Source organism: Sphingopyxis sp. LK2115, assembly GCF_014595975.1.
Taxonomy (GTDB): Bacteria; Pseudomonadota; Alphaproteobacteria; order Sphingomonadales; family Sphingomonadaceae; genus Sphingopyxis.
The window spans coordinates 51,994-69,347 of record NZ_JABWGQ010000015.1; the positions used below are offsets into that span (position 1 = coordinate 51,994).

17 protein-coding genes are annotated in these 17,354 nt (G+C 65.6%); 6 read left to right on the forward strand and 11 right to left on the reverse strand.

Going from position 1 to position 17,354, the window contains the following annotated elements; translation table 11 throughout:
- Nucleotides 1-115: 115 nt before the first annotated feature.
- The 3 genes from HUW43_RS02295 to HUW43_RS15595 are packed head-to-tail and all read right to left on the reverse strand — an operon-like array spanning nt 116 to nt 4,177.
- The gene (locus HUW43_RS02295; RefSeq protein ID WP_188235901.1) at nt 116-1,684 is read right to left on the reverse strand and encodes a cisplatin damage response ATP-dependent DNA ligase; all 1,569 of its coding nucleotides are present in this window, start codon (nt 1,682-1,684) and stop codon (nt 116-118) included.
- Nucleotides 1,681-2,694 (reverse strand): ligase-associated DNA damage response exonuclease, encoded by a 1,014-nt coding sequence (locus HUW43_RS02300; protein WP_188235902.1) that lies wholly within the window; start codon nt 2,692-2,694, stop codon nt 1,681-1,683. Before HUW43_RS02300 ends, HUW43_RS02295 begins: the two co-directional genes overlap by 4 nt.
- Before the next feature lie 10 nt (nt 2,695-2,704).
- Nucleotides 2,705-4,177 carry a sensor histidine kinase gene (locus tag HUW43_RS15595; RefSeq protein ID WP_317450803.1) on the reverse strand — a complete coding sequence of 491 codons (1,473 nt, stop codon included), beginning with the start codon at nt 4,175-4,177 and terminating at the stop codon, nt 2,705-2,707.
- Nucleotides 4,178-4,432: 255 nt separating this feature from the next.
- On the opposite strand from HUW43_RS15595, the gene HUW43_RS02310 reads away from it, so the two are divergent.
- Nucleotides 4,433-5,227 (forward strand): response regulator, encoded by a 795-nt coding sequence (locus tag HUW43_RS02310; RefSeq protein ID WP_188235904.1) that lies wholly within the window; start codon nt 4,433-4,435, stop codon nt 5,225-5,227.
- Between the two features lie 46 nt (nt 5,228-5,273).
- Here HUW43_RS02310 and HUW43_RS02315 read toward each other — a convergent pair whose 3' ends face one another.
- Nucleotides 5,274-5,888, reverse strand: a complete 615-nt coding sequence (locus HUW43_RS02315) for a sigma-70 family RNA polymerase sigma factor (protein ID WP_188236001.1) — start codon at nt 5,886-5,888, stop codon at nt 5,274-5,276.
- A 64-nt stretch (nt 5,889-5,952) separates the two neighbouring features.
- Nucleotides 5,953-6,378, reverse strand: coding sequence for a BLUF domain-containing protein (locus tag HUW43_RS02320; RefSeq protein WP_188235905.1), 426 nt, complete (start codon nt 6,376-6,378; stop codon nt 5,953-5,955).
- 173 nt (nt 6,379-6,551) lie between these two features.
- Between HUW43_RS02320 and HUW43_RS02325 the strand changes: the two genes are divergently transcribed.
- The 4 genes from HUW43_RS02325 (at nt 6,552) to HUW43_RS02340 (ending at nt 9,572) form a co-directional block, all read left to right on the forward strand.
- Nucleotides 6,552-6,785 (forward strand): NepR family anti-sigma factor, encoded by a 234-nt coding sequence (locus HUW43_RS02325; protein ID WP_188235906.1) that lies wholly within the window; start codon nt 6,552-6,554, stop codon nt 6,783-6,785.
- On the forward strand, nt 6,785-7,420 hold the full coding sequence (locus HUW43_RS02330; RefSeq protein WP_188235907.1) for a sigma-70 family RNA polymerase sigma factor: 636 nt from the start codon (nt 6,785-6,787) through the stop codon (nt 7,418-7,420). Before HUW43_RS02325 ends, HUW43_RS02330 begins: the two co-directional genes overlap by 1 nt.
- A gap of 217 nt (nt 7,421-7,637) precedes the next feature.
- Nucleotides 7,638-8,813, forward strand: a complete 1,176-nt coding sequence (locus tag HUW43_RS02335; RefSeq protein ID WP_188235908.1) for a PQQ-dependent sugar dehydrogenase — start codon at nt 7,638-7,640, stop codon at nt 8,811-8,813.
- A gap of 9 nt (nt 8,814-8,822) precedes the next feature.
- A complete protein-coding gene (locus HUW43_RS02340; RefSeq protein WP_188235909.1) occupies nt 8,823-9,572 on the forward strand; it encodes an esterase/lipase family protein in 750 nt (249 codons plus the stop codon).
- Nucleotides 9,573-9,658: 86 nt separating this feature from the next.
- On the opposite strand, the gene fabF is transcribed toward HUW43_RS02340, so the two are convergent.
- From fabF to HUW43_RS02370, 6 genes are all read right to left on the reverse strand, one after another.
- On the reverse strand, nt 9,659-10,918 hold the full coding sequence (gene fabF / locus HUW43_RS02345; protein ID WP_188235910.1) for a beta-ketoacyl-ACP synthase II: 1,260 nt from the start codon (nt 10,916-10,918) through the stop codon (nt 9,659-9,661).
- A gap of 309 nt (nt 10,919-11,227) precedes the next feature.
- Nucleotides 11,228-11,464: an acyl carrier protein gene (locus tag HUW43_RS02350; RefSeq protein ID WP_003039428.1), complete on the reverse strand. Its 237-nt coding sequence runs from the start codon at nt 11,462-11,464 to the stop codon at nt 11,228-11,230.
- Between the two features lie 233 nt (nt 11,465-11,697).
- A complete protein-coding gene (locus HUW43_RS02355; RefSeq protein WP_188235911.1) occupies nt 11,698-13,443 on the reverse strand; it encodes a tetratricopeptide repeat protein in 1,746 nt (581 codons plus the stop codon).
- Between the two features lie 334 nt (nt 13,444-13,777).
- Nucleotides 13,778-13,924 (reverse strand): hypothetical protein, encoded by a 147-nt coding sequence (locus HUW43_RS02360; RefSeq protein ID WP_188235912.1) that lies wholly within the window; start codon nt 13,922-13,924, stop codon nt 13,778-13,780.
- 93 nt (nt 13,925-14,017) lie between these two features.
- Nucleotides 14,018-14,419, reverse strand: coding sequence for a VOC family protein (locus HUW43_RS02365; protein WP_188235913.1), 402 nt, complete (start codon nt 14,417-14,419; stop codon nt 14,018-14,020).
- Nucleotides 14,420-14,518: 99 nt separating this feature from the next.
- The gene (locus HUW43_RS02370; RefSeq protein ID WP_188235914.1) at nt 14,519-15,031 is read right to left on the reverse strand and encodes a DUF3617 domain-containing protein; all 513 of its coding nucleotides are present in this window, start codon (nt 15,029-15,031) and stop codon (nt 14,519-14,521) included.
- An 88-nt stretch (nt 15,032-15,119) separates the two neighbouring features.
- Between HUW43_RS02370 and uvrB the strand changes: the two genes are divergently transcribed.
- On the forward strand, nt 15,120-17,306 hold the full coding sequence (gene uvrB / locus HUW43_RS02375; protein WP_188235915.1) for an excinuclease ABC subunit UvrB: 2,187 nt from the start codon (nt 15,120-15,122) through the stop codon (nt 17,304-17,306).
- Nucleotides 17,307-17,354: the final 48 nt, after the last annotated feature.

Here is a 17,354-nt window from a genome sequence, read left to right on the forward strand (position 1 = left end):
CCCGTGACGGCGAAATTTTGCCCCATCCTCGCGGGGAGGCGAAGGCGACGCGGCAATCCAGCGCGGGCTTAAACCGCTCTGGATGGCTTCGCTCCGCTCACAATGACGCCGCTTGTCAGGTCACCATCGCCCGCAACGTCGCGATCCGGTCGGCTTCTTCGGCGGGCTTGTCGCGGCGGATGCGCGATATGCGCGGGAAGCGCATCGCGAGGCCCGACTTATGGCGCTTGCTGCTGTGGATCGAGTCGAACGCGACTTCGAGCACAAGCGACTTTTCGACCTCGCGCACCGGGCCGAAGCGGTTCAGCGTGTTGTCGCGCACGAACTTGTCGAGCCACTTCAGCTCCTCGTCGGTAAAGCCCGAATAGGCCTTGCCCACCGGCAGCAGCTCGCCCTCCTCCGACCAGCAGCCGAACGTATAGTCCGAATAGAAGCTCGCGCGCCGCCCGTTGCCGCGCTGCGCATACATCATCACGCAATCGGCGGTGAGCGGGTCGCGTTTCCATTTATACCAAAGCCCGGCGCGCCGCCCCGCCACATAAGGCGCATCGCGGCGTTTGAGCATCACCCCTTCGATCGCGGCATCGCGGGCGCCGGCGCGGCGTTCGGCGAGGTCGTCGAAATCGCGTGCCTCGATAATTTGCGACAGGTCGAAATGGCTGGCGGCGAGGCGCGGAACGAAGCCCTCCAGCTGCCGCCGCCGCTCGGTCCATGGCAGGGGGCGCAGGTCACTGCCGTCCAGCGCGAGAAGATCGTAGACGCGCACGAACGCCGGATAGTCGGCGAGCATCTTTTTCGATACCGTCTTGCGGCCAAGGCGTTGTTGCAACGCATTAAAGCTCGCCGCGTCCCCGCCCTGCACCTCGCCGCGCACGAGCAGTTCGCCGTCGATCACCGCCTCCTGATCGAAGGCTGCGACCAGTTCGGGAAAGGCGCCGCTGATCTCCTCGCCGCCGCGGCTGTAGATGCGCGTCGCGCCGCCGCCGCGGACAATCTGGACGCGGATGCCGTCCCATTTCCATTCGGCGGCATAGTCGGCAAGATCGACGGTCGCGTCGTCCAGCGGATGGGCAAGCATGAAAGGGCGAAAGAAGGCGACGTCGGCAAGGTCGGGTCGCGCCGCCCTGCCCTCGCCCCAGGCAAAGAGCGGCGCATAGGGCGGCGGGATCGCGTGCCACAGCTCCTCGACATCTTCGATGGGGACGTCGAACGCCTGGGCAAACGCCTGCTTGGCAAGCCGCGCCGACACGCCGACGCGCATCCCGCCAAGCGCGAGCTTGAGCAGCGCATAACGCCCATCGGCGTCGAGCCGGTCGAGCAGCGAGGCGAGGATTTCAGGAGCGGTCGCGCGCGTGGCGGCTGCAAGGGCGTCAACCGTGGCCGCCACTGTGAGGCCTGATGGCGCTACCCGCGCGCCGGGCCACAGCAGCGCCGCGGTCTCAGCCGTATCGCCCACGAAATGCCGCGACAGGCGGAACAATTCCTCGTCCACGCGGGTCGCAAGCAAGGCGCGCACCATCCCTGCCTTGACCGCCGGAAAGTCGAGGCTTTCGGTCAGCGCCGCGATCGCCCAGCCGCGATCGGGATCGGGGGTATGGCGCAGATAATCGACGATCAGCGCAAGCTTCCTATTGCGCGACCGCGTGTAGATCAGCCGGTCGATCAGCGCGGCAAAGGGCGTCACGCCTCTTCCTCCAGATCGCGGCCGACGAGGTGCAGCGCGCGCGCCTTGCGCTGGGTGAGTTCGCACCAGCGCAGCAGGCCATCCTCGCTGCCGTGGGTGATCCACGTTTCCCTGGGGTTCACTTCGGCGATCGTCGCGGTCAGCTCATCCCAATCGGCATGGTCCGAAATGACGAGCGGCAGTTCGACCATCCGCTGCCGCGCCCGCTGGCGGACGCGCATCCACCCCGATGCCATCGCGGTCACCGGGTCGGGCAGCCGCCGCGACCAGCGGTCGTTCAATGCCGAGGGCGGCGCGATGACGATCTGCCCCGCCATCGCGGCCTTGTCGCTCTCGCCGACCAGCCTGAGATCCCCCAGATCGAGGCCATGCGCGGTATAGAGTGCGCACATCTTCTCCAGCGCGCCATGGATAAAGATCGGCGCGTCCCAGCCCGCCGCGCGCAGTTCGGCGATCACCCGCTGCGCTTTGCCCAGCGCATAAGCGCCGACAAGGACGCAGCGGTCGGGTTCGGCGCGCACCGCGCCGATCAGCTTGGCGATCTCCTCGCCCGTCGGCGGATGGCGGAACACCGGCAGGCCAAAGGTCGCCTCGGTGATCAGGATGTCGCACGGCACCACCTCGAACGCCGCGCAGGTCGGGTCGGGCCGCCGCTTGTAATCGCCGGTGACGACGATCCGCTCGCCCGCATATTCCATCAATATCTGCGCGCTGCCCAGCACATGCCCGGCGGGATGAAAGCTGAACCGCACTCCGCCACGCTCGAATCCGTCGCCATATCTGACCGCCTGCTTCTGGCGTGCTTTGGCATCAACGCCATAGCGCAGCGCCATGATCGCAAGCGTTTCGGGGGTCGCGAACACCGTGTCATGTCCGCTGCGCGCATGGTCGGCATGGCCGTGCGTCACCGCGGCGCATCCGGCGGGGTGCGAAGGGTCGATCCACAGGTCGGCCGGTCTCACATATATGCCGCCCGGATGCGGTTCGATCCAGGTCGTCGCGCCGCGCATCGTCTTATGATCAGGCCTCGCGCCACCGGGCGGGGAGCGTGATGTCGACGATCAGCCCGTCGGGCTCCCAGCGCCGCGCGATCATCCCGCCCAGATTGTTCCTGACGCTGCGTTCCATCAGCAAGGTACCGAAGCTTGTCCGCTCGGGCGGCGTAATCGCGCGGTCAGCGCCGCTTTCGGCCCAGGTCAGGCGAAAGCGGCGGTCATCGGCGCCCTCCTCGTCCTGCGTCCAGTCGACGTCGACCTGCCCGCGTTCGCCCGACAATGCGCCATGCTTGGCGGCATTGGTCGCAAGCTCGTTGAACAGCAGCGCCATCGCCACCAGCGCATTTTCGGGGAGCAACAGGTCCGGCCCCGACCAGCGGATACGCGGAAAGCTCGCCTCCACCTCGCGCAGCAGCGCGTGCATCGACCCGGTCATGAAATTGGCGCCGAGCAGCACATTCTGCGCGCGGTTGAGCGCGTCGAGCCGGTTGCTGATCCGTTCGACATAATCGTCGACGTCGCGCGCCGCGTGGCGGGTGAGCGAGATGATCGCGCCGACCGTCGCGAACAGGTTGCGCATCCGGTGATGCAGCTCGCGCATCAACAGATTGGCGTTTTCCTGGCGGCTTTTCTGTTCGGTGATGTCGATGCTGACCCCGGTCAGGATCGCATCGTCGGTTCTGACGTCCCAGTCGGCGTGCACCGCGATCCAGCGCACCCCGCGTTCGGGATGCAGGATGCGATATTCGGTCGCGTAATGGCCGCCATTTGCAACCGAATCGCCCAGCACGCCGCGCACGGCTTCGCGATCGTCGGGGTGGAGACGGTCGAAGAAGCCGTCGATATGCGCCAGCGCGGTCGCATAGTCGGCACCCCATAGTTCGGCCACCGCCCCGCTCCAGAGGATCGTGCCGGTGCGCGCATCATAGCGCCATGTCGCGATGCCGGAAAAATCGAGCGCGCGTTCCAGCGTCCGCCGCGCTTCGTCGCGTTCGCCGACGATCCGGCGCAGGTCGGCTTCGGCCATCACCAGCGCGGCGAAATCCTGAAGCCGCTCGATCTCGCGCGGGCCGGGCGCCGCGCGCGGTTTGCGGTCGATGATGCAGAGCGTGCCGAGGATCGCGCCATTATAGGCAAAGAGCGGCACCCCGGCATAAAAACGGATATGGGGCTCGCCTGTCACGAGCGGATTGTCGCGAAAGCGCGGGTCGCTGATCGCATCGCCGACGATGAGCGGTTGTTCGTCCTCCACGACATATTCGCAGAAGCTGATATCGCGCGGCGTTTCGCGAACGTCGAGGCCGTGCGCCGACTTGAACCATTGGCGACAGTCGTCGACGAGCGAGATGAGCGCTATCGGGGCGTCGAACAGATCCGCGACCAGCTTGGTCACCCGGTCGAACGCCGGTTCGGCGCCTGTATCGAGCAGATGATATTCGCGCAGCGTTTCGACCCGCCGCCGCTCGCTCTCCAAGCGTTCGTCATTGGTTTGCAGCAAATCCCATCCCTCACGCGCCCCCGATGCGGCCCGCGCCGCATCGCTTATGTCCCCAGGCGGTCGCTCTGCCATGAACTTGGTCCTAAAGAAACGATGTTGCCGCCCGGCGTACGAAACGGCACGATTTCACCAGCTTGCCTCCATCGCCACGGGCAACCCGGCTGACTCTACGCATCAGCACGCGACGGGTTGCACCCGCCCCCAGGGAACCGAAAGGCGAAGCGGGCGTATCCAGTCACAAAGGGAGGCGATTTGATGAGTTTGGGCGACGAAATCCGTGGGCATCTTCCCTATTTGCGCCGCTACGCACGCGCGCTGACCGGCAGCCAGCAGCATGGCGATAATTTCGTCCATACGCTGCTGGAAGTGATCGTTGCGGCGCCCGACGAGTTCCGCAGCGGCGCCAGCGTCCGCATCGACCTGTACCGGAGTTTCCACCGCATCTGGGAAAGCGCCTATATCGACGATGGCGAGGGCAGCGACGACGCCGAAAACGCCCTTGTCCGCGCCGCGCACCAGCGGCTTCAGCAGATGACGCCGCTTGGGCGGCAGATCCTGTTGCTCACCGCGCTGGAAGGCTTTTCGGTCGACGAAGCGGGACAGATCACGGGAACCGACACGGCGACGGTCGAATCGCTGCTTGCCGACGCGGTGGCGGACCTCGACCGCGAATCGCGCACCTCGGTGCTGATCATCGAGGACGAACCGCTGATCGCGATGGAACTCGAACAGATCGTCCGCGGACTCGGCCACGATGTCGCCGCGGTCGCAACGACGCACGAAGATGCGGTCGCGGCGTTCGAAAACACCGACGCCGGGCTGGTGCTTGCCGACATCCAGCTCGCTGACGGATCGTCGGGGATCGACGCGGTGCAGGACATTCTGGCACGCGCGCCAGTGCCCGCCATCTTCATCACCGCCTTTCCCGAGCGGCTGCTCACCGGCGGACGGGTCGAACCGACCTTTCTCATCTCCAAACCGTTTCGCGAAAATACGGTGCGCGCGGCGATCAGCCAGAGCCTGATCTTCACGCCCCAGCTCGCGGCATAGCATCGACACGCTTTGCGGCACCGGCCGGCGAAAGCCGGAAATAACCTCAGTCCGGTGCCGGCGCGCCACCCGTCAGCTCGTCGACATGGTCCATGATCGCGCGGAAGGCTTCGTTCGACGGCAATTCGTCGCTGCTCCGCCTCGGCATGTCGCCGCTTTCCAGGATCGCCTGAAGCGCCGCGCGTCCGCGCGACACGCGGCTTTTCATCGTGCCGATCGCGCAGCCGCAGATCGCCGCGCCTTCCTCATAGCTCAGCTGTCCCGCGCCGATCAGGATCAACGCTTCGCGCTGGTCGACGGGCAGCATCAACAGCGCGCGCTGAACGTCGGCGAGGTGGAGGCTGTCGTCCTGGTCGTCGGGCGCCACAAGCAGGCGTTCGGCGGCAATCTCGTCATATTCGGCGGTGAACTTCCTGCGCCGCATCTGCGACAGAAAACAGTTGCGCAGGATGACGAAGGCCCAGCTTTTCATGCTCGCGGGGCCGGGCACATATTGCGCGCGCGCCTTCCACGCCTTCAGCATTGTTTCCTGCACCAGATCGTCGGCCAGATCCGCATTGCCCGTCAGACTGCGCCCAAAGGCGCGCAGGTGCGGCAACATCGCCGCCAGTTTCTGCTTGAAGCTGGCGTCGTCGAGCGGCTGAGGCGTTATGGTGCTGATAGGAAGCCCTTTGTCTGACGGTCGATTTTTCGCTTTTCTATGACGGGCTTAACGCGCTCACCGGTCATTGCAAGGGCGCCTGCCCGCCGGACGGCGGCGGGCGACGGCCGAGCGCGACGAAATTGCCAAGCATCCGCTCGACCTCGGGATCTAGGCGGCCGTTCGCCACCAGTCGGGCGAACTCCGCCTCGTGACCGTGAAAGCCGGGCTCGTACAGCATGGCCCAGTCGGCGAAATCGCGGCGCTCGATCGCGCGGCGCCGGATTTCGGTCATCCCGCTGTGCCGCGAATCGTCCCGAATCACCGCCAGACAAGCATCGACGCGATCGGCAGGCCCTTCGAGCAATTGCATGAAATTATGCCCGTTATAGATAAGCGCGCCGGTCAGCGCGTCACGGGCATTGTTGCGGCGCGCACTCGTCAATATGGCGTTGATGTCGGCGGACGAAAGCAGCGGGTCGGCGACGCTGACATAGATTACGGAAAGCAAGTGGTGACGCTCCGTCGTTCGGCGCAATAGCCCTACCGTGTGACCCCTCACAGGCTTGTGATTAGGACGAGTGTGGCTTCCTGGCAACGCATTCGTCGCAAAAAACGGGTGGCGCGGGAACCCAGGGCCTATTTCCTCGTTGCTCTCGCATGGCAACGCAAGGCAACAAAGGAATGGATGACAAGGGGGCGCCGCGCCCCCTCGGCGCCGATGCGCCGCGCCGCGCACAGGGAAGCTTTCCCGGGACGCATGGCGACGAATGGCATCGCACGCTGACCGGGCGGCAGGCGCCCGAACCGGTGAGTGCGAAACTGCGCATGATCTATGGCAATATCGTCGCCGAACCATTGCCCGACCATATGCTCGAACTGCTTGCGCAGATCGAACAGACAAGTTCCAAATCATAATGACCGCCCCCACCGCCGCCGCCTCGCGGCCGCAGGCCGACGCGCTTTCGGACAGCGAATTCAAGTCCCTGCTCGCGGGTGTCATTCCCCATCTGCGCGCCTATGGCCGCAGCCTTTCGGGCAACCCCGACCTCGCCGACGACCTGACTCAGGACACGATGGTCAAGGCGTGGGCATCGCGCGACCGGTTTGAACGCGGCACGTCGATCAAGGCGTGGACCTTCGTGATCCTGCGCAACACCTTTCTGTCGCAGATGCGCCGCAACAAATTTGTCGGCGAATATGACGAAACCGCCGTCGAACGCACCATGTCGACCCCCGCGAGCCAGGAGGAAAGCGGCGAAATGGCCGACCTGCAGCGCGGGCTGATGGAATTGCCGCAGGACCAGCGCGAGGCGCTGATCCTGGTCGGCGCGGGCGGCATGTCGTACGAGGAAGCGGCGAGCATCTGCGACTGTGCGCTCGGCACGATGAAAAGCCGCGTGTCACGCGCGCGCGCCGCGCTTGAAGACATCATGGCGCGCGGTCAGTTCGTGCAGAAGCGCGCCGACACGCCCCCCGCAAGCGAAGCAGTCGATGCGATCATGGACAGCGTCGAGGAAATCGCCGCGCGCCGCGAGGCGGCAAACCGCTGAACCTTGCATCCAATCTTTCTCGTCCGTTCGTGCTGAACTTGTCGAAGCCCCGTCCTTATGCACCGCCGGAAGAAAGAACGGCCCCCTTCGGCTGCCTTGTCAGTCGACCAGGACAGGCTTCGACAAGCTCAGGGCGAACGGATAGGACTGGTCCTCGACAAGCCGAACCATGCGCGCCAAAACAGCATCTTCGTCCCCAGCCAAGCGAGATTTTCCGATGAAGAATCTTCCTCCCCTTGCCTTGATCGCCGCGCTCGCGATGGCCGCCTGCTCGGCGCCGGCGAGCACGAAGGCCGCGTCCGCCGACACCGCCGCGCTCGACGCATCGGGCGACCATCCCGCCGCCCCGCTTGCCGATGCCCCCTTCAGGGTGCAGGAGGTCGCGCGCTTTGACGAGCCCTGGGCGATGACCTTCCTTCCCGGCACCCGCGCCGCGCTGGTCACCGAAAAAGCCGGCAAGCTGAAACTGTGGCAGGAAAGCGGCCCGACGCTCGACGTCGCGGGGGTTCCCGCGGTTGCCTATGGCGGCCAGGGCGGCTTCGGCGACGTCATCGTCGCGCCCGATTTTGCGACCACCGGCACCATTTACCTGAGCTGGGTCGAAGCGGGGCGCGACGGCACCTATGGCGCGGTCGCGGGCCGCGCAAAGCTGATCCAGGGCGCCGCGCCGCGTATCGAGGGGCTGGAGATCATCTGGAAACAGGCGCCGAAGGTCACGGGCCGCGGTCATTATTCGCACCGCCTCGCCTTCTCGCCCGACGGCAAATATCTGTTCATCGCTTCGGGCGAACGGCAAAAGTTCGATCCGGCGCAGGACATGACGGGCAATCTTGGCAAGATCGTCCGCCTCAACCCCGACGGCAGCGTCCCCGCCGACAATCCCTTTGCCGGCAAAGGCGGCGTCACGGCCCAAATCTGGTCACTGGGCCACCGGAACATCCTGGGCCTCGCCTTCGACGACGCCGGGCGGCTGTGGAATCAGGAAATGGGGCCGCGCCACGGCGACGAGGTGAATCTGGTTCAGGCAAAGGCCAATTATGGCTATCCGATCGTGTCGAACGGCGACCATTATGACGGCCGTGACATCCCCGACCACCCGACGCGCCCGGAGTTTGCAGCGCCAAAGCTGTGGTGGAACCCCGCGGTTTCGCCAGCCGGGCTCGCCTTTTACGGCGGCGACCTTTATCCCGGCTGGAAAAACAGCCTGTTGATGGGCGCGCTGTCGGGCGAAGGGCTGGTGCAGATGCGGATCGACGGCGAGACGCTCCACAAGGCGGGGCGATGGGACCTGGCCACGCGCATTCGCGAAGTGGAGGTGCGCGATGACGGCACCGTCTGGCTGCTCACCGACGGCGACGACGGCAAGCTGGTGAAGCTGGTTCCCAAAGGATAAAGCGACCGCATGATCCGCGGCTTCCTTACCCGGCGCGCCGAATGGCCCGCGCATGTCCCCGATCCCGACGCGCCGCCGCCGCTGAAGCTGCTGTGGCGCGAGGTCGGGGCGCTGGTGCGCGCGGTGGCCGCCCGCATCCGCCCGCTCCCGCCCGAGCCCAATCCCGCCAGCGACCATCCGCCCGTCATGGTGCTGCCGGGGTTTTTGTCGGGAGACTGGGCGACCAAGGGACTGCGCGCCGACCTCCGCCGCGCGGGCTTCCGCTGCTATGCGTGGGGGCTTGGCTTCAACCGCGGCGCCACCCCCGACATCATCGAACGGATCGATGGGCGCGTGCAATGGATCATCGACCGCACCGGCTACGCACCCGCGCTGGTGGGGTGGAGCCTCGGCGGCATTTACGCGCGCGAATATGCGAAGCGCCACCCCGACAAAGTCGCGCGCGTCGTCACGCTGGGATCGCCCTTTTCGGGCAGCCGCCGTGCCAATCGCGCCTGGCGGCTCTATCATCTGATCGCGCGCCACCCGGTCGACAATCCGCCGATCGACTTTCACCCCGCGCCGCGCCCCGAAATGCCGACCTTCGCGCTCTGGTCAAAGCATGACGGCGTCGTCGCGGTGAACAGCGCGCGCGGCCAGCCGCACGAAAGCGACCGCGCGGTCGAGGTCGATTGCAGCCATATGGGCTTTGCCTATGCCCCCACCTCGGTCGCGGCGATCGTCAAGGCGCTGACCGAAGAGGTAACGCCGTCAGCCTGATCCGCCCGGCGCCATCGGGGGATGGCAAGGATCGCGGGTTCACGGGCCGGGTTCGCCTCGCCGCAAATCGACCGCCTGGATAAGGGTCAGTCGACCGCCCTGACGATCAAACTTGCGTTGGTGCCGCCGAAACCGAAGCTGTTGTTGAGCGCGGCGCGCACCTTGCGCTTCTTGGCGACCTTGGGAACCAGGTCGGCGCCCTCGGTGCCTTCGTCGGGATTGTCGAGGTTGAGCGTGGGCGGGACGATCTGGTCGCGGATCGCGAGGATGCAGAAGATCGTCTCGACCGCCCCGGCGCCGCCGAGCAGGTGGCCGATCGCCGACTTGGTCGAGCTCATCGACACATTGGCCATCGCGTCGCCGAACAGCCGCTTCACCGCGCCCAGCTCGATCGTGTCGGCCATCGTCGAAGTGCCGTGGGCGTTGATATAGTCGATGTCGGCGGGCGTCATGCCCGCCTTTTTCAGCGCCGCGCTCATCGAGCGGAAGGCGCCGTCCATTTCCGGGTCCGGGGCGGTGACGTGATAGGCGTCGCCCGACAGACCGTAACCGACGACTTCGGCATAGATTTTCGCGCCGCGCGCCTTGGCGTGCTCATATTCCTCGAGCACGACGACGCCCGCGCCCTCGCCCATCACAAAACCGTCGCGGTCCTTGTCATAGGGGCGGCTCGCCTGTTCGGGACGATCATTATAGCTCATGTTGAGCGCGCGCGCCTGCGCGAAGCCGGCGATGCCGATCGGGCAGATCGTCGACTCGGCACCGCCCGCGAGCATGATGTCGGCATCGTCGTCACGGATCATCCGCGCCGCGTCGCCGATCGAATGCGCGCCGGTCGAACAGGCGGTAACGACCGCGTGGTTGGGGCCTTTCAGGCCATATTTGATGCTGACCTGCCCCGAAATGAGATTGATGAGGCGGCCGTGGACGAAATGCGGCGACACGCGGCCCGGCCCCTTTTCGGCGAGCAAAAGGCTTTCGCTTTCGATCCCCGGCAGGCCGCCGATGCCCGACCCGATCGAACAGCCCGCGCGGAGCTTCTGTTCCTCGGTCAGGTCGGTGAGCCCCGCATCCTCGAGCGCCTGGCCCGCGGCGTCGATGCCATAGATGATGAAGGGATCGACCTGGCGCTGCACCTTGTGATCGACGCGCTTGCCGGGATCAAAGCCATATTCGTGGTCGGCGGGCTTCACTTCGCACGCGATCGTGCATTTCTGGTCCGAAGCGTCGAACTTCGTAATCGGGCCCGCGCCCGATTTGCCCGCGATCAGATTTTTCCAGCTGGTTTCAACGTCGCCGCCCAGCGGCGTCACCAAACCCAAACCCGTCACCACAACCCGGCGCATAGTCATTCCTTTCGTCGGCCCTGTTCCCGCAGGATGCCGCTTCATATGATTTGCATCGTCAACCCGGCGGAGGCCGGGGTCTCGCCCTCGCGACCTGTGATCGCCGAACCGGCGAGATCCCGGCTTTCGGCCTTTCGGCTGAAGTTTACCCCCATCGCCTGCCAGGACAGTCGAAGGGGCGGGATGACGGATGTAGCGCTGTGCCAGGCTACATCCATAAAAAAAGCTTCCCGGCCATCGCGCACAAGCGCTCGGGACCGGGAAGCCGGAAACGCGTGGACGGCTCCGGCATGGCCGGACCGCAGAGCCTTAGCCCTTGTTCGCTTCGATATAGTCGATCGCATCCTTGACGGTGGCGATCTTTTCCGCCGCATCGTCAGGGATTTCGACCCCGAATTCTTCCTCGAACGCCATTACCAGTTCGACGATGTCGAGGCTGTCGGCGCCCAGATCGTCGATGAAGCTCGCTTCTTCGGTGACCTTGTCGGCTTCGACGCCCAGATGTTCGACGACGATCTTTTTAACCTTTTCGGCCGAATCGCTCATGCACAGTTCCTTTTTCTGACCTGTTCGTGAATGTTGGAGATTGCCCTAGTGTCCGTCGGCGGGGCTGGCAAGAGGGCTGGCGCGGGCCACCCGTCGATGCGGCCTGTCGCCCCTGTCGCATTGCCCGAAACGCGGGCGCGCCCCTTTCCGCCCCTTTGGCGCCCGCCGTCGAAATAGGCACCGCGATCCCGGCGCGCAAGACCGCACGCCGCGAATAATCGGCGCGCGGAGGGTCAGCCCGCCGGGGGGCCGACGACGCCGGATTCGCGCAGAGCCGCCGACGCCCGCACGATCACCGCCGGGGTGATCATGAAGCGGCCGAGCACCTGTTCGGGCGACGCATCGGCGGGCTGGCGCGTATAATCGAGCAGGCGTCGCCACAGAGCGCGCGCCGCCTCCAGCTCGCCCTGCCGCGCCAGCACGACCGCGCGCACCATCAGATATTGCGGTTCCAGATTGGTCGGCGACGGCATCCGGTCGAGGATCGCCTGCGCCTCCGCCTGTTCGCCGCGCTGCGACAGGATGAAGGCCAACGCGACTGCGGGCACGCCGGGGTTGGAGGGGTCGAGCGCGAGCGAACGGCGCAGCAGTTCCTCGCCCTCCTGCGCGTGATCGCACGCCACCTTGAACAGGCCGAGAAAGCCGGCCATGTCGGCATCAAAGGGATTGAGCGCCCGCGCGCTGTCGCCCATCGCGATCCCCCCGGCGCAGTCGCCGGCATAGAAGTGCGCGCGCGCCATTGCGAACTGTCCGGCCGAGGCATTCGGATTTTCGCGATAGGCGCGCAGCGCGAGCGCGCGCGCCTCGGCAAAGGCTTCGCGGCCGGCAGGTGTCTTGCGCTGCGGCTGCCAGTCGCCGAAACGCACGAGCGATAACGCCGCGAGTGCAACCGGATCGCGCGGGTTGGCCTCGATCGTCGCGCGGAGGCAGCCGTCGACGCGCTTCGCCGTCGCCGGATCGCGCATCTGGCGCAACCGGTTGAACTGCGCAAGACAGGGATAGCCGGGCGCAAAATTGTCGGGCTGGCGCCGAATCTGGTCGCGCACGATCACGCCATAATCGCCCCCAAGCTGGGCGATGACGGGCTCGACGGCGGTGAACTCGGGCGTGTCGAGATGATCGAGCCGCAATTGCTGCGACCAGATCGCTCGCTGATCGGCGACGCGATTGAGCACCAACGTCACATCCACAACTCCGTCGACCGTGCGGACGAGCGATGTGTCGAGCCGATAGTCGGCGGTGCGCGGAGCCGCATCGCCCATGGCATTCGCGGCGAGCAGGTCGATCAGGTCGAACCGACGCAGCCCGTCGCGCAGCCTGCCGTCGAGCGCGCGTGCAAGCGCGCGCGATTCGGGCAGATTGCCCGATTCCGGCGCGCTGATTTCGAGCAGGGGTTCGGGCACCGGATCGCGCCCGAGCAGGCGCGGCGCTTCGCCGCGCAGCGCCCAGAGCGCCAGAAAGGCGAGCGCCAGAAGCAGCGGGGCGACGATCCACCGACCGAAGCGGCCGACGTCCGGGCGGGCGGGCGTCGGCGGCACCCCATCGCCGCCGATCGCCGCGGCTGCGGTCTTGACGTCATCGCCGCCGTCCGGTCCCCCGGTTCCGCGCGCGGCGGGCGGCGACGAGCGATGCTGGACGACCACTTCGTAACTGCCTTGCGGCACGCGCAGCCGGTGGACCCACGGCGTCTCTGCATAATAGCGGTCGAGCAGTGTCCGCAATCGGCCGACCATCACCCGCGGATAGCTGTCGACGGCGGGGTCGAAATCCTCGCTTCGTCCCAGCGCCTCGGTCGCGATCGCATAGGCCTTGGGCGCGCTGCGCCCGCCGCGCAGCCGATGTTCGACAAGGAATTGCAGCAACCGCGACAGCACCGGCGAGCGCGTGAACAGGGGCGATTCGAGCAGACGCTGAAGCTCCTCGGCGATGATCCGATCGACCTCGTCGGGGTCCATTTCGTTCGTTTTCGCCTGGTCCATGCTACCCTCAAATGCCCGCGGCGGGCGATGCGGTAGATACGCCAATCGTCCGGCGCGCCCACCCTTTGTTACGCCCTCGTAACGGTAACACGCCGAGCGATCCTCATATCAGATGTCCAAGGCCGCGCCAATGCACGACCGAAAAGGGCGAAACGGGTTAAGAAAGGGTTATCAAAAAGCGACACACCCGCATGTGACCCCTTGTAACTGCCCCGAAACGGGATTTCTGTCATCCTTTTCACCGCTGCATCGTCCTTTTTCGATGCGCCGTGAGGCCCAAGGCGAATGGTGCGAGCTGGTCCCTGGCACCTTTCGAACCCCCTCAGGCCTCATTTCAAGACTTCGCCGGGCGGCTCGACAGCCCCACCTGTTCGCCGCCCGGCAAGTCGATCCGCGTGCCCGCGATCGAGCGCCGCGCGCGACGATGCCACCGGCGCAGCGCCAGCGCCGCGACCATCAGGGATTCCAGCAACAATTCCATCGCCCGCAAGCATCGCCACGGCGACCGCCACCAGTCCTGCTGCCGCGGCCGCGAGCAGCGGCGCCGCGCCGTTGTCGAGCCAGCCTGCCGCGTTCAGGCCGGCCCGATCCGAAAGGCGCAAAGCTTGTTGCCGTCGGGATCGCGGAAATAGGCACCGTAAAAGGCGCGCGCGCCCTCCTCACCGCGCACCCCCGGCGGCCCTTCGCAGCGGCCGCCGAGTTCGAGCGCCCTGGCGTGAAGCGCGTCGACCTTCGCGCGCTCGTCGACGACGATCGCCGCCATATGGCCGTTGCCGGGATGCGGCGGCTGGCCGTCATAGGGCCGCGTCACCGCGATTCCCGGCTGTCCCCAGTCGGTCGCATAAAGGGTGAAGCCGTTCGCCTCCTCGTCGGACATCCGCATCAGTTCGCGCGCGCCAACGCTGGCGAGCAGTTCCGAATAAAAGCGGCGCGCGCGGTCAAGATCGCTGGCGCCCATGGTGACATAACCGAGCATCGCGCTTTCCTTTCTGCCGTCGGCGTCGATCGCCAGGCTTAACGAAGGGAGCGTCCGTGTCCACGGACACCGCCGAACTTCGTCGTAAAAAGCCTGGCGTCAGCTGGTCGCCGGCGCCTTGCACGGTCCGGTGTGCGTGCTCGTCATCTGCATCACCATCTCCATGTCGCCGCCGGTCGGCACTTTACCCTTGGTGGTGATCGTCACGTCGGATTTTTTGGCTTCCATCGTGCCGTTCATCGCCATTTCAACGGTCTGGCCGTTGGCGGTGCAGGTGCCTGCAACGTCGATCTTGCCGCCCGCGACATCCTTTTTCGACCAGGTGCATTCGCCGCCGTTGCCCGGCCCCTTGGCGAGCTCCGCCGCGATATCTTCCTTGTCGACCTGTTCCTGCGTGAAGCACTGGTCCATGCCGCTGGCGCCTTCGACCATCTTGGCCATGCCGTCCCTCATTTCGGGCGGCATTCCCGGAACCTCGAACTTCACCAGCTTGACCTCGGTATTCCAGTTGCCCGCCTCGCGCTTCACCGTGCCACCGGCATTTTCCGCCTTGCCGCAGCCGGACAGCGCCAGGAGCGTGCCGACGGCTGTAATCGCCATAATCTTTTTCATACCCTGTCTCCTGTGACTTGCCGCTGCCTGCTCTGTGGCGGACTCATTGCGATTGTGGACCCGCTCCATCGATACCATATTGGCGGCAATGGCAATCCAGATTCGCACCTCGCTCGACGAAATCGACACCGCCGAAGGCTATGTCCCGCACCGCCCCGCCCGGCCCGACAAGGTCGAGGGCGGCAAAAGATTTGAACTGGTCAGCGATTATGAACCCGCGGGCGATCAGCCCACCGCGATCAGGGAGCTGGTCGATACCGCGCGCGCGGGCGAACGCGACCAGGTGCTGCTTGGCGTCACCGGATCGGGCAAGACTTTCACCATGGCAAAGGTGATCGAGCAATTGCAGCGCCCGGCGCTGATCCTCGCGCCCAACAAGATCCTCGCGGCGCAGCTCTATGGCGAGTTCAAGAGCTTTTTCCCCAACAATGCGGTCGAATATTTCGTCAGCTATTACGACTATTATCAGCCCGAGGCCTATGTGCCGCGCAGCGACACCTATATCGAGAAGGAGTCGAGCGTGAACGAGGCGATCGACCGGATGCGCCATTCGGCGACGCGCGCCTTGCTCGAGCGCGACGACGTTATCATCGTCGCCTCGGTGAGCTGCCTTTACGGCATCGGCTCGGTCGAAACTTACTCCGCGATGATCTTCGATCTGAAGAAGGGGCAGGTCGCCGACAATCGCGAAATCATCCGCAAGCTTGTCGCGCTGCAATACAAGCGCAACGATCAGGCCTTTGCGCGCGGCAATTTCCGCGTCCGCGGCGACAGCCTCGAAATCTTCCCCTCGCACTATGAGGATATGGCGTGGCGGGTCAGCTTCTTCGGCGACGAGATTGAGGAGATCACCGAGTTCGACCCGCTGACCGGCAAGAGGATCGCGAGCCTGAACAGCATCCGCATCTATGCTAACAGCCACTATGTCACGCCCGGCCCGACGCTGAAACAGGCGACCGAGGCGATCCGCCACGAACTCGCCGAGCGGCTGAAAGAGCTGGAGGCCGAAGGCCGCCTGCTCGAAGCGCAGCGGCTCGAACAGCGCACCAATTTCGACCTGGAAATGATCGCCGCGACGGGAAGCTGCGCCGGGATCGAAAATTACAGCCGCTTTCTCACCGGCCGCCTCCCCGGCGAACCGCCGCCGACGCTGTTCGAATATCTGCCCGACAACGCGCTGCTGTTCGTCGACGAAAGCCATCAGACGATCCCGCAGATCGGCGCGATGTCAAAGGGCGACCATCGACGCAAGATCACCCTCGCCGAATATGGCTTCCGCCTGCCCAGCTGCATCGACAACCGGCCGCTGCGCTTCGCCGAATGGGACATGATGCGCCCGCAGACGATCAGCGTTTCGGCAACGCCGGGGACATGGGAAATGGAGCGCACGCAGGGCGTGTTCGCCGAACAGGTGATCCGCCCCACCGGCCTCATCGACCCGCCGGTAGAGATCAGGCCGGTCGAGGAACAGGTCGACGATTTGATCGCAGAGGCGAAAAAGACCGCGGCGGCGGGGTATCGCACGCTCGTCACCACGCTGACCAAGCGCATGGCCGAAGATCTGACCGAGTTCCTCCACGAAGCGGGCCTCAAGGTCCGCTATATGCACTCGGACGTCGAAACGCTGGAGCGCATCGAGATCATCCGCGACCTGCGGCTCGGCGTGTTCGACGTGCTCGTCGGCATCAACCTGCTGCGCGAAGGGCTCGACATCCCCGAATGCGGGCTCGTCGCGATCCTCGACGCCGACAAGGAAGGTTTCCTGCGCAGCGAAACCAGCCTCGTCCAGACGATCGGCCGCGCCGCGCGCAACGTCGACGGCCGCGTCATCCTCTACGCCGACCGCATCACCGGCAGCATGGAACGCGCGCTGCGCGAAACCGACCGGCGCCGCGCAAAGCAGCAGGCGTATAATGAAGCGCACGGCATCACCCCGACGACGATCAAGCGCAATATCGGCGACATCATCGCGCATGTCGCGTCAAAGGACGGCGTCGTCATCGACATCGGCGAGGACAGGCCGCAGCACATGGTCGGCCACAACCTGCGCGCCTATATCCAGGAGCTGGAAAAGCGGATGCGCGACGCCGCGGCCGACCTGGAGTTCGAGGAAGCCGGCCGCCTGCGCGACGAAATCCGCAAGCTGGAGGCCGACGAACTGGGCCTGCCACCCGATCAACAGGTCGCACCGCGCGTAGGGCGGAGCAACGAGGGCAAGCCGGGGACGCGCAAGGGGCGGTTCGGGAAGCAGAGCAAGACGAAGTGGGGGCGGTAGCCCCCCTTCGACCAAAACCCCAATCCAACCGACCAGCACCCTTGCCGC

What these genes read in the sequence shown, in the direction of transcription:
- HUW43_RS02335 (WP_188235908.1), top strand. Translation starts at nt 7,638, where the DNA reads ATGAAGAATCTTCCTCCCCTTGCCTTGATCGCCGCGCTCGCGATGGCC.
- HUW43_RS02325 (WP_188235906.1), top strand. Translation starts at nt 6,552, where the DNA reads ATGGATGACAAGGGGGCGCCGCGCCCCCTCGGCGCCGATGCGCCGCGC.
- fabF (WP_188235910.1), bottom strand. Translation starts at nt 10,918, where the DNA reads ATGCGCCGGGTTGTGGTGACGGGTTTGGGTTTGGTGACGCCGCTGGGC.
- HUW43_RS02340 (WP_188235909.1), top strand. Translation starts at nt 8,823, where the DNA reads ATGATCCGCGGCTTCCTTACCCGGCGCGCCGAATGGCCCGCGCATGTC.
- HUW43_RS02365 (WP_188235913.1), bottom strand. Translation starts at nt 14,419, where the DNA reads ATGCTCGGTTATGTCACCATGGGCGCCAGCGATCTTGACCGCGCGCGC.
- HUW43_RS02350 (WP_003039428.1), bottom strand. Translation starts at nt 11,464, where the DNA reads ATGAGCGATTCGGCCGAAAAGGTTAAAAAGATCGTCGTCGAACATCTG.
- HUW43_RS02360 (WP_188235912.1), bottom strand. Translation starts at nt 13,924, where the DNA reads ATGGAATTGTTGCTGGAATCCCTGATGGTCGCGGCGCTGGCGCTGCGC.
- HUW43_RS02355 (WP_188235911.1), bottom strand. Translation starts at nt 13,443, where the DNA reads ATGGACCAGGCGAAAACGAACGAAATGGACCCCGACGAGGTCGATCGG.
- HUW43_RS02330 (WP_188235907.1), top strand. Translation starts at nt 6,785, where the DNA reads ATGACCGCCCCCACCGCCGCCGCCTCGCGGCCGCAGGCCGACGCGCTT.
- HUW43_RS02300 (WP_188235902.1), bottom strand. Translation starts at nt 2,694, where the DNA reads ATGCGCGGCGCGACGACCTGGATCGAACCGCATCCGGGCGGCATATAT.
- HUW43_RS02310 (WP_188235904.1), top strand. Translation starts at nt 4,433, where the DNA reads ATGAGTTTGGGCGACGAAATCCGTGGGCATCTTCCCTATTTGCGCCGC.
- uvrB (WP_188235915.1), top strand. Translation starts at nt 15,120, where the DNA reads ATGGCAATCCAGATTCGCACCTCGCTCGACGAAATCGACACCGCCGAA.
- HUW43_RS02370 (WP_188235914.1), bottom strand. Translation starts at nt 15,031, where the DNA reads ATGAAAAAGATTATGGCGATTACAGCCGTCGGCACGCTCCTGGCGCTG.